Annotated in this window: 7 protein-coding genes; 3 read left to right on the forward strand and 4 right to left on the reverse strand. The window is 34.4% G+C overall.

The genetic code is table 11. The annotated features are described in order from the left end of the window. Positions 1 to 42: 42 nt before the first annotated feature. Positions 43 to 6,240: an alpha-2-macroglobulin gene (locus tag PQO00_RS10380; RefSeq protein WP_274184787.1), complete on the reverse strand. Its 6,198-nt coding sequence runs from the start codon at positions 6,238 to 6,240 to the stop codon at positions 43 to 45. A gap of 177 nt (positions 6,241 to 6,417) precedes the next feature. On the opposite strand from PQO00_RS10380, the gene PQO00_RS10385 reads away from it, so the two are divergent. Further along, the gene (locus tag PQO00_RS10385; protein WP_337992837.1) at positions 6,418 to 7,335 is read left to right on the forward strand and encodes a tetratricopeptide repeat protein; all 918 of its coding nucleotides are present in this window, start codon (positions 6,418 to 6,420) and stop codon (positions 7,333 to 7,335) included. Positions 7,336 to 7,698: 363 nt separating this feature from the next. After that, complete coding sequence (murC, locus tag PQO00_RS10390) at positions 7,699 to 9,054, forward strand: UDP-N-acetylmuramate--L-alanine ligase (RefSeq protein ID WP_274184789.1); 1,356 nt, start codon at positions 7,699 to 7,701, stop codon at positions 9,052 to 9,054. A 240-nt stretch (positions 9,055 to 9,294) separates the two neighbouring features. Here the strand turns inward: murC and PQO00_RS10395 are convergent, their stop codons facing one another. The 3 genes from PQO00_RS10395 to PQO00_RS10405 form a co-directional block, all read right to left on the reverse strand. Continuing rightward, positions 9,295 to 9,549, reverse strand: a complete 255-nt coding sequence (locus PQO00_RS10395; RefSeq protein WP_274184790.1) for a hypothetical protein — start codon at positions 9,547 to 9,549, stop codon at positions 9,295 to 9,297. Positions 9,550 to 9,820: 271 nt separating this feature from the next. After that, positions 9,821 to 10,240, reverse strand: coding sequence for a hypothetical protein (locus PQO00_RS10400; RefSeq protein WP_274184791.1), 420 nt, complete (start codon positions 10,238 to 10,240; stop codon positions 9,821 to 9,823). A 195-nt stretch (positions 10,241 to 10,435) separates the two neighbouring features. Continuing rightward, positions 10,436 to 11,032: an FMN-binding negative transcriptional regulator gene (locus PQO00_RS10405; protein ID WP_274184792.1), complete on the reverse strand. Its 597-nt coding sequence runs from the start codon at positions 11,030 to 11,032 to the stop codon at positions 10,436 to 10,438. Between the two features lie 146 nt (positions 11,033 to 11,178). Between PQO00_RS10405 and radC the strand changes: the two genes are divergently transcribed. After that, on the forward strand, positions 11,179 to 11,877 hold the full coding sequence (radC, locus tag PQO00_RS10410; RefSeq protein WP_274184793.1) for a DNA repair protein RadC: 699 nt from the start codon (positions 11,179 to 11,181) through the stop codon (positions 11,875 to 11,877). Positions 11,878 to 12,035 lie beyond the last annotated feature (158 nt).

Consider the following 12,035-nt stretch of genomic DNA (forward strand, 5'->3'; position numbering starts at 1 on the left):
CAAATTAAAAATTAACTTGCTATCAATTTTGTCAAAACGGTTTTACTTAACCAATAAACGAATACCTTCACTATGGCTGCTAAACTCTGGTGCATACATGCTTTGTATGGTTGTTATGCCGTTGCTCATATTACCTGCATTGTTAACTCTTAAATCGTATTCAAAAACATAAATTCCTTTTGGTAAAAAGTCAAAAAAGAAATTAGTCGAAGCATCTTTTGTACTTTCGTAATATCCCAAATCATCTTGCCATTTGTATTGCGAGAATACATTAACAGGTTCTAATCCCGCAGCCCTCATGTCTTTCATATGAATAAATTCCATGTTTCGATCACTTCGTAATTCTATACGAACTCTTACCAGGTCTCCAACTTTTAAAGGGGTGTTTTTTGTGATTTCAGAAATGGTTTCACCGGTATCTGTATTTTGTTTTAGGAATAATTTTTTCTTTAATTTTAGGGGGGTCTCTGCCAATGTTATCTTATCTAAATCTTCAAAGTATTGCCAATATAAACTTCCCCAGGCAATGCCTTTTCCTTTTTTGGTAAGTTTTACTTCGGCCATTTCAGGTTTGATTTCAGAAGCACTCCAAGATGTTTTATAATAACCCGTGCCAGCTTCTACTTTTACGTTTTCTAATTTTGAAGGCGCTATGTTCTGTCCGCCTAAAACAACATCGACCATTTCGGTAACCGATAACCAATCGCTTCCTTGAAGTAACAAGGCATATACGGCATCGGTAGTTGCTTTGGTGGTTTTCCAACTATTGGTCTGTTTGTTTTTAAGTAACCATATTTTTAAGTTATCTATAATTTCAAGATGCTTCAAGGAGTCTTTACTGGGCGAAGTCGATGGGCTTTGAAAGGCATGACCAGCCTCTGAAAAAGCCTCAATTAAAAGGGCTTGTGTTTCTATAGGTGCTTGATACCAATGCCAGGAGTTGGTGTTTTCTTTCCAATACATACCTAATTCATCAGAGGTTATGCTCGTTTCTTTCAACGATTTTAGAATCTTATGGGCGGTTTTGGAATCATTGTTTCTATAAGATACCAAAGCCATTAACCCTTTTGCATATAAAGGTCGACTTAACCAGTACTTTTGAATTTGAGTTTGGTAGTACTGCATGATTTTATCAACTTCTTTAGATTTTTTAATGTCTGGATAGAAGCTTCTCATATATAAATAATGTAATTGTGTGTAGCTTAAATGGTCTTTGTTTAAATCTATTTTAGCATTATATTTTCTAATGTCTTGGTATTCTTTTACGAATTGTGCATCGAGATATTTGACGGCTTTTGAGATCATTTGATTATGAGATTCTTCGGCTGTGCTCAGGGTGACACCTAATTTATTTAAGTGACCAAAACCAGTAATAATATGTTGCGTGATGTATCTGTTTTCACGTCCACCATCAAACCATGCCCAGGCGCCAGAACTCATTTGATTATTTTCTAATTTTCTGAGAGCAGATTGCAATTCATTATTCATCTTGTTTAGATCAAAAAGGAGCGCCATACGTTTTTTCTGTTCTGCTTCACTTTGCGCATCTCGTAGCCAAGGTGTTTCTTGAATGAGAATGGACTTTAATGTTTCATTTTTTTCTAGGTTAGAGATAAGGACGTCTTGAGATTTCCATTGATTAAAAACGTCTTGAATTCGAGGATTGGAATTCGCAATATGACTCGCCAAAGCATTGGCATAATAACGACTGAAAGTTTGTTCGTTACAAGCGTAGGGATACTCCATTAAATAGGGGAGTGCCTGCACCGCATACCATGCAGGATTGGAAGTTATTTCCAAAGTCAGCTTATGGTTTTTAAGTGTTGTAGGGGAACCTGCACTGAGCGCAGTCGAAGTGTTCTTTAGTTTATCTAACGTAAATGTTTTTGTTTGATTACTACGAACCCACATGGGAAGTGTTTCGGTGACCAGCATTCTATTGGATAGTACGGGCAAGGCGTTTTGCTCACCATCACTAAAATCTTCCGATTTGGCAATAATTTTATATTGAACCGCTTGCACATTGTCTGGGATCGACAAATACCATGATACTTGTGTATTGCCTTTGGCATTAACGGTGAAGGCCCTTTCTGGCTTCGCCATCTCTCCCAAAGGGAGAGAAGAATTATCGGAGCTCTTAATTAATTTTGTCGAGATATCTTCTCCAGAAATAGGATCTGTTAATATTAATTTTGCTTGCCCCGATAATTGCTTTTCGGTAAGGTTTACAATTTTAGTGCTAATCGTAATACGGTCGCCTTCCCTTAGGAAACGTGGTGCGTTTGGTACCACCATTAATTCTTTTTGAGTAACTGCTGTTAAGGTTTTAGTTGTACTTTCTAAGGTTTGTGTGTGTGCCAATAACTGCAATCTCCATTGGGTTAAAGCTTCTGGAGTTGTGAAACTGAAACTAACATTCCCTTCTGGATCTGTTTTTAATTGCGGAAAGAAAAAGGCAGTTTCCTGAAGGTTTTTACGGATTTTGATATTCTCTAAGTTTGGTTTTTCGTTTGGGTTAATATTTTCTTCGCTATTTGCTGTAGTACTGCTGCCCGTTATTTCTTTTTTTTCCATTGTTCCATACCCAACTGTAACAATTTCATCCAGATTAGCACCATCACTTTCATTCATTAAAGCCACTGATTCTTCTACTTCGATTTCGTTTGGAACCATAGATGCACTGGCTGCACGACTAAAGCTATTGACTCCTCTAGTTCTAAATGAGTTATTGTTTCCAAAATAAAACCCAAACCAATTCAATTGGTCATAATATTGGGGTGTGTCATTTATTCGAGCATGTTGTTTATTATAAACTCTAAAATAACCTGTGCCAAAACTCTGATGGGCATTGCTTGGATTATGGGAGTAGTAAATAGGTCTGTTAATTAGATTAGAAGGCCATGTATGTGACTTAAATTGATCTAATGAAGCATCATACATGCTTGCCAACAACTCTGCGCTGACTTTATCTCCTTGTGGTCCTTTAACTTTAAAACTCCAGGTTTCTTCGGTTCCAGGTTGTAGTTTGTTTCTAAATGTTGTGGTTTCAATATCCAAATCCATATTAGGGTAGGGAACAGGGATGTTTATACCTCCTGATTGGAAACTATTAAAAGCTGCAAAACTGTAATTAACTGTAAAACCACCAATATCTTCATTGTTTACAGGCACAGAAATGGTTTTTCTGTTATTGCTAAGTTGAATGATATGCGTTTTTACAACCTTGCGATCCTTTTCAATTTGAACGCTAACATTTAAATTACTGGCAGCAGACCCTAATGTTATTAAGACGGTTTCGCCTGTCTTATAACTTGATTTATTTGTAGTAATGAAGAATAACTTTTTATCTGCTACGGTTTTATCTTTAGGACTGTGTAAAGTCGTTTTAATTTCATCTTTAACTAATTGGCCAAATTTGTCTTTACTTTCTAAAATGATAATATATGCACCTGATTCCCACTTTTTAATTTTACCAAGATTAAGTTTTTTTGTGGTTTCTGTGTTAAAAGATGCTATGAAAACAAGCGCTCCCTTTTCCCAATTGCTAGTAAGATGTTCATCTTTGTAAGCATCATGAGGAAACCATTTATTAAAGACTTCTTGTGAAAATTCCTGATAATCTGGTGCCTCCCAAGGTCTTTGCCTTAAAACGCTTTTAGGGGCATTTAATTTATAAATTTTAACGGTTCCCTTAGCTGGTACAAATGCTCCATTTAAGTTTCTGGTATCTATTTCAAGGACATTATTTTTTTTGGTCTTATCTATAAGATTAGCAATAGACATATTTGCTGTTAATGCGTGGTAGCCAACATTAATCGTGGTCGTAGCACTTCTGGTTTCGCCGTTTAAATCGGTAACATCGGCAGTGACTTCGTATTTAAAAATGGGAAGGTTTGTTTTATCCACACTTTGGTCGGGAATGGCTTTAAAAGTAATTTTGAACATGCCTTTGTTATCAGTCATACTTTCACCATGAGTAATCTCTTGGGGCTCACTATTAAACCAAGGGTAATGCCAATAGTACCAACGTGGGTATTCTACTTTTCTATGAACCCTGTATACTACTTTAGCATCGGTAATATGGCTTCCTGCGTAAGATAGGGCATGTCCTTTTATGGTCACAGAATCGTTAACCTTATAGGTTTCCGTTACGGGATTGAATGATGTTTCAAACTTTGGACGTTTGTATTCTTCGACCGAGAAGTAAGTGTTTGCATTCATGTTATGGCCTGCCTCTGTACCAAATTGGATATAGTATTGACCGTTTAATCCATTGTTTGGTAAAATAAATTCGCCAGAAATGGAACCAAATTCATTCGTTTTAAACTTTAACTGTTTTAATTCTTCACCATTTGTATTATATAAAATGGCGTAAACTTTTTCGTTGGCCAGAACTTCAGATTTTCCATCTTCTGTTTTTAAGGTTATCGCTTTAAAATGTACGGTTTGCCCTGGTCTATATATGCTTCTATCCGTGAATAGAAAAGCATTGTATCTCACTTTTTCCTGCTGCTGTTTATAATATCTGCTTACATAATACTCGCCAAAGTATGCTTTTTCACCATTATAAATAACTTCTATATTTAAATCGTTATAATTTACATTTGATTTTGGAAGTGACATTTCACCAAATTGGTTTGACGTTTTGGTTTCTGTTATTTTATTATCCTTCTCGTAGTTTTTATGATAAGAGAATTTAACGGTTGCATTTTCAATAGGCTTCCCGTTATTTCTATTTATAATTTGAAAGATTTTATTGTTTGTGGTTTCCGTATCAACCAAAGCTAAATTAGTCACTTGTACAGTGCTAAAGGCAAAGGTTTCTGCCTCGTTTTTAGGTGATGCAAAAATTAGGTATGAGCCGTTATTTAGTTTAGGCACTAAAATTTCTGTTGTATGTATTTGGTAATCACTTTCATTTCTTAAAGTATAATCCCAATCTTTATATGTGTCTAATTTTTTAATAAATGCCAATTGTTCATCTTCTCTATATATTTTATCGAATTTACTTAACTGGTTTCTGGTGAGCTCAAATATTTTAAATTGAAGTTGATTTAAGTTTTTATAACGTATTAATAGCCGTGCATTTTGTTGTATAGGCAGAAATTTTTCTGTGGTGATTTGTAATGTTTGTTGTTTTATTTGTTGTTTTAAAACCGTACATTTTTTAGCCCCTTTGCTTTTAGGGAACTTTAAAATAGCCTTATTGCAAATATCAATAGCATCTTTAATCTTCCAACGATTATCTTCATTGGTTTTAGGTTGGTAATTTGCCCCTTGTTGATTGTAAGCGGTGGCTATTTCATAATCATATAAAGTGGAAACTTCATGACTCTTTAAAAGGTCTCTTTCTGTTTTTAAAACGTTTAAAAGAAGGGACTCTTTGTCATTAAATGTTGCATGTCGATTCACAAATTTTAAACGTTCAATATTGACATCGGCTAAAGCAAAAGGTTTTTTGTCCTTTAAATGAAAGTTAATCAGATCTTGATAAATCTTTAAAGCATTTAGTTGTAATGACATCGTATCTTTCGATGCTATTTTTAATTTTGAAAAGACTTCTGCGTTACCCAGAAAAGTTGGGTCGTCTATCTCAAATTTATAAGCCGGTTTGGTGATATGGGTTTCATCAGTTTTATAAAATAGTAATGCATTGTGACTTAAAAGATCGAATAAAGTAGGTCTGTAAATTCTAGAGCTCTTTTGTAGCTTTAAAATAGCATCATAATGGCCTAAAGGTTCCAACTGCAATAACAATCCATTTTGTAATGAGTTTTGGTAATGTCTATGAATTTCATCGAATAGTGTTTGTAAATCCCATGTTCTAAAATCCGAGGCGTCTACCTTTACGGCAGTTTTTGTTCTATTATAAAGTTTCCATCTATTTTGACTAAAGTACTGCCAATACATATTTGCCAGAATGCTTTCTAAAACATTTTTAGCAGGGAACGTGCTTTTTTTAATTTCATCTTTAAAATCCTTGATAATTTTTAACTGTGCATCTTCTTCTAAAACTAAAGCGTATTTGCTTTTAAAAAACATACTTTTAATAAGTTGCGGTGTATTCTTGTCTTTTTCTGCTAATAACTTGATATCTTCAACAGTTTTTAAAGCAGATTGTGGTAACCCTTTAGTTTCAAATTGTTCGATTTGAGTCCATAAATCTTCATATGTATTGTTTTGGGCATTAGAAAATGCAGCGAATAGAATAATCATTAATAAGGATAAAATGTTTTTCATTTTTTTAAGTTTGTATCTAAAGTACTTTCAAAAGCTATACCAAAAAACAAGGAATGAGTGAACCCGTCTTTTGGTTGAGTGAAGTTAGGTTTTTATGAGTGAAATAGAAAGTTTATTTTTACGTTTTCGACTATACACATTATGATGAAGTTTTTGCTCCTTTTCCTATTTCCTATCATGGCTTTTAGTCAATCAGATCTTGATGATACAGAAACGCTTTTTCAGAATAAACAATTCAATAAAGCCGAACAATTAGTTAGTAATTACTTGAAAACACATCCCAATGACTTACGGGCCATTGAATTATTAGGTGATGCTTATGGGCATCAAAAAAAATGGGATGCTGCTATTTTACAATATAAAAAGTTAGTAAATAATAAAGGGAACCATGCCAACTATCATTACAAATATGGTGGGGCATTAGGAATGAAGGCCTTGTCTGTGAGTAAACTAAGGGCTTTGGGTTTTATAGGTGATGTAAAAGAAGCATTTTTAAAGGCTGCTGAGCTGGACAAAAACCATATTGAAGTGCGTTGGGCGTTAGTGGAGCTTTATATGCAATTACCAGGCATTATTGGTGGTAGTAAAAGTAAATCATTGTATTATGCGGAGGAGTTGGAAGCCCTTTCGAAAGTGGATGGCTATTTGGCAAAAGGCTATGTTTATGAATATGATGACGAACCCGAACTTGCCGAAAAGTATTATAAGATGGCTATAAAAGAAGGCGGGTCTGTAACTTGTTTTAATAAGTTGACCACTTTATACGAAAATGAAAAAGAACCAGAGAAGGCGATTGAAAATATTGAAGCTGCCCATAAAAAACATCAGCGAAACGCCATGTATTATCAAATTGGCAAGGTGGCCGCAGAATACAATATAGAACTACAAAAGGGAGCGCAATGTTTACTAATCTATTTGGAAAATCATTCTGCCAAAGATGGTGTTCCTAAAGCTTGGGCACATTACCGTTTGGCACAAATTTATATGCATAAAAAAAATAAACAGGAAGCTCTAAAATATATTGAGTTGGCCATTGCCGAACTTCCTAAAATAAAACCGTTTAAGGAGCAAAAGGAAAAGATACTTAGTAGGTGATACTAGGTATTAGGGATGAGGTATGAGGGATTAGAGGTGAGGAGGTAGATATTAGGTTATTAGAAAATATACCAAACAAACAGTGCTAAATCCGCATTAATACTTTTAAAACAAAATTTTGGTAGTATCTTTAAATTTGTACTTTCCCCAATCCTCAATCCCCAATCCCCAATCCTCAATCCCCAATCCCCAATCCTCAATCCCCAATCCTCAATCCCCAATCCCCAATCCTCAATCCCCAATCCTCAATCCCCAATCCCCAATCCTCAATCCCCAATCCCCAATCCCCAATCCTCAATCCCCAATCCCCACTTTTACATCGTTTAATTTGGAATTTGAAATCTGGTGTTTGATATTTGCTCTATGAACGTACATTTTATAGCTATTGGTGGTGCTGCCATGCACAATTTAGCCTTGGCATTGCATAATAAAGGTTATCAGGTCACGGGAAGTGACGATACTATTTTCGAGCCTTCAAAATCAAGATTGGACGCCAAGGGGTTGTTACCTGAAGCTTTTGGATGGTTTCCAGAAAAAATGACCTCAAATTTGGATGCGGTTGTTTTGGGAATGCATGCTAAAGCAGATAATCCGGAATTGTTGAAAGCTCAGGAACTGGGTTTGAAAATCTATAGTTATCCAGAGTTTTTATACGAACAATCTAAACATAAAACACGTGTGGTGATTGGAGGGAGTCACGGTAAAACGACCATAACTTCTATGATCTTACATGTTATGCATTACCATGATAGAGATGTCGATTATATGGTTGGTGCGCAGTTAGAGGGTTTTGATGTGATGGTAAAGCTCACTGAATCCAATGATTTTATCGTACTAGAAGGTGATGAGTATTTGAGCTCTCCTATTGATAGACGTCCAAAATTTCATCTATACAAACCTAACATTGCCTTATTAAGTGGTATTGCCTGGGATCATATTAATGTGTTTCCGACCTATGATAATTATGTGGAGCAGTTTCGCATTTTTGTAGATTCTATTGTTAACGGCGGTAGTATTAGCTACAATGAGGAAGATCCCGAGGTAAAACGTGTTGTAGAGGCTTCAACAAATGCCATTCGTAAATTAGCATACCATACACCGGAATATAGGGTAGAAAACGGACAAACCTTATTAGATACTCCTGAAGGTCATTTGCCGATAGAAATCTTTGGAAAACATAATTTAAACAATCTGGCAGGGGCCAAATGGATTTGTCAGCACATGGGGGTTGATGAAGACGATTTTTACGAGGCCATAGCTACTTTTAAGGGAGCCAGCAAACGTTTGGAAAAAATTGCTGAAAGTAAAAACAGTGTCGCCTATAAAGATTTTGCACATTCTCCAAGTAAAGTAGAGGCGACTACCCATGCGGTTAAAGAACAATATAAAAACAGAACGTTGGTAGCCTGTTTGGAATTGCATACTTATAGTAGTTTAAATGCCGAGTTTTTAAAAGAATATAAAGGGACATTAAATGCTGCCGATGTAGCTGTGGTGTTTTATTCGCCGCATGCGGTGGAGATTAAAAAACTTGAAGAAGTGACGCACGAACAAATTGCGAATGCTTTTAAGCGTGATGATCTTATTATTTATACGAATCCAGACGATTTTAAGAACTTTTTATTTTCACAGGACTTTGATAATAAGGCACTTTTATTAATGAGTTCTGGTAATTATGGTGGTTTGGATTTTGATGCCGTCAAGGGATTAATTGAGTAATCCCGTTATTATTGTCAGAGTTTTTTATTTTTTGCCCTTATCTCCATTAGTTTTGGAAACTAGCGGTCCATGTTATTGGGGTAAGGGAATTTACTCCTTTTTTGTCACATAGAGAACTTCGGCTTTAGTTTATCATGAGCGAAATCGAAAGGTTTAGCATAAACTAAAGGTGAAAAGCTATTAAAAACCAGAACTTCAATAGGTCTTCGACTGAGCCCAGATAGGTACTATTCAATAATTTTAGTCAAATGGTTCCTTGGGGAGTTTTTTTAAATTTTTAATATATCTGGCATTGTTGTAGGGTTTACCATTTTTAATAACTTCGAATAATTCAACTGATAAACATTGCCCTATCATTTGTCTGGTTTGAAAATCATTATATCCAGCCTTTAACAATCGGTCAAAGGTGATTTTTGTTTCTGGTGGATCATTGTTTTTGAGTTGATTTTTTATTATTTCAAAAATTTGCTCCCTTAACATGTCATTTGTCTCCATAATGAAGTAGTTTTAACTAGATGTACCTAATTTTGCTAAGTTATAAAATCATTTTAATACTGAAACATTTACCCAGAATTTACCTATGCTGAATTCATTTCAGTAGTTCAAGGAAATCCAGCACGGGTTATTTTTTATATAAAACACCAAACTAATTTAATTTTTCTTAGATAATGAAGTTTGTGACTTCATCAGTATGGGAAAGCATTATTTCAAAAAAACTCTTTTAAAGAGTAACATGTTATAAATACATTTATTGTATTTTATAAAACTACCTCCTCAAAAACTGCATAACCCCAGCATTTAATTGAAAGTCTAAATCTGAAACAAAATAATCAATCTTGTTATTTGGAAAACAGTTATTGATATCGTTAATAACGTAACAAATATCTTTATAGTAATCTAAAAGTTTATGGTTGTCAGGATCCAGCCCCGCTTGCTTGCACCATACCAAAAAATCTTCTGATTCACTTATAGTTACCAAGGCCCTGAAGACAATAATGAAATTTAATATTGGGTTATAATAATTAAGGTCTTCATATTCATCCAACACATGAATAGTGAAGGTATTGTTGTTTATTTTTAAGATTACTGGTGTTAAATTTTTGTCAATAGGAGCCCCTTTGCCTAAGTATATTATTATTCCTTTGGTTGCGATAAAGTTTTGGATATCTATTATCTCAGGGTACATGTATTATAGTAAGAGTGTGTGAATTCTGAAATGTATAAATTAAAGCACGTTATTCAAAATGGGATAACGCTTTCCAGTCAATATAGTCTTTTGCTTTCGTGAAAATCGGCTAAAATTCCATTAAAAACCTATTTTGCTAAGGCTTTTCTGTTTTTATAATTGAACTCATCTCTGTTCTTTTTTGTTTTTTCATTTTTATTTAAATACTTTTTCTAAAAACTGTTCAATACTCTCTTGATTTGCACGAATGAGCTCCGCTTTGGCGTTTTCAACATCCCGTGGTTTTTTATCTTGAGAGAGTTTAAACTTACCCTCCCAATCGGTAATAGTGATTTCAAACATTTTAATAAAATCTAAATAACCTTTCATGCTTCGGTTATTAGGTTCTAAAACATATTTATGTTCGGGTGCTTCCAAAAATGCAGTCATGTCAATTAATGATGCTTTTAAAGATTCCTTGCTTTCAATAGCCTTAACTGTGGCTTTTAAATGAACGATGATATAATTCCAGGTTGGTAATTGTGAGGTGGTATAGATACTTGGGGAAATATAACATTGTGGACCAGAAAATATAATAGTAACCTCGTTATCATCTTTTAATAATTCTGCTTGCGGGTTAAATTTATCAATGTGCCCAATAAGTTTACCCTCATCGTTATAAATTAGAGGCAAATGGGTGATTAATGGCTGATTATCCTTTACGGAAATTACTGTTGCCAATGGGTAGGTTTTAATCACTTCAATCATGTGATTAATATTGTTATCTTGGTGGTATTTTGGAGGATATTTCAATGGGTGTAAATTAAGAATTGTTGATTTGTAAAATTACAATATTTATTTTCTTGGGTAATTTATTTTAAAAAATAAGACAGAAATAACTTACTTTGCGAATTATTACTTTTCTTTATATAATTTATACAACCAAGTACATTTAACCAATGCAAGAAAAACTAGTATCATTTCCAATAAAAAATTGGTCGGAAGCCGACCGACCGCGTGAAAAACTACAGTATAAAGGCAAAGAGGTATTGAGCGATGCAGAATTGGTGGCTATTTTAATAGGTTCGGGTAACAAAGATGAAAGTGCTGTCGCTTTATGTCAGCGAATTTTAGCAAGTGTAGATAATAATTTAAGCGAATTAGGTAAATTATCCACTATAGAACTTATGGAATTTAAAGGAGTTGGTGAGGCCAAGGCTGTTACTATTGCAGCTGCTATGGAATTAGGAAGACGAAGAAGAGGCGGGGAGGCCTTGGAAAAAAGTAAAATAACATCTAGCAGGTCTGCTTTTGAACTCATGCAACCTATAATAGGCGAGTTGAAACATGAGGAATTTTGGATTATCTACTTAAATAATTCCAATAAGGTCATTCAAAAAAATCAATTAAGTAAAGGAGGTATTACAGGAACTTTGGTCGATGTACGGTTAGTGCTAAAAAATGCTTTAGAGGTTGGGGCTACAGGATTGATACTGGCCCATAACCATCCGTCGGGAACTTTAAGGCCCAGTGATGCCGATAGGCAAATTACCTGTAAATTAAAAAAAGCTGCCCAAAATTTAGATATAAAGGTTCTAGATCACTTAATTATAACAGAAAAATCATATTTTAGTTTCGCGGATGAATCATTACTTTGAAAATATCAAAAAAACAAATATTAAAAACCAAGATTAAAACGGGTATTTTGTGTTTGTAATTTGGTGTTTTTATAATGAAATGGTTTAAACTTTTTATAATTGGTTGTAAAGCTCTCTTTTATCCCCATATTTTGTCTTTTTATTACGCCGTAGCGAAG

The organism is Flavivirga sp. 57AJ16 (assembly GCF_028736925.1).
GTDB lineage: Bacteria > Bacteroidota > Bacteroidia > Flavobacteriales > Flavobacteriaceae > Flavivirga.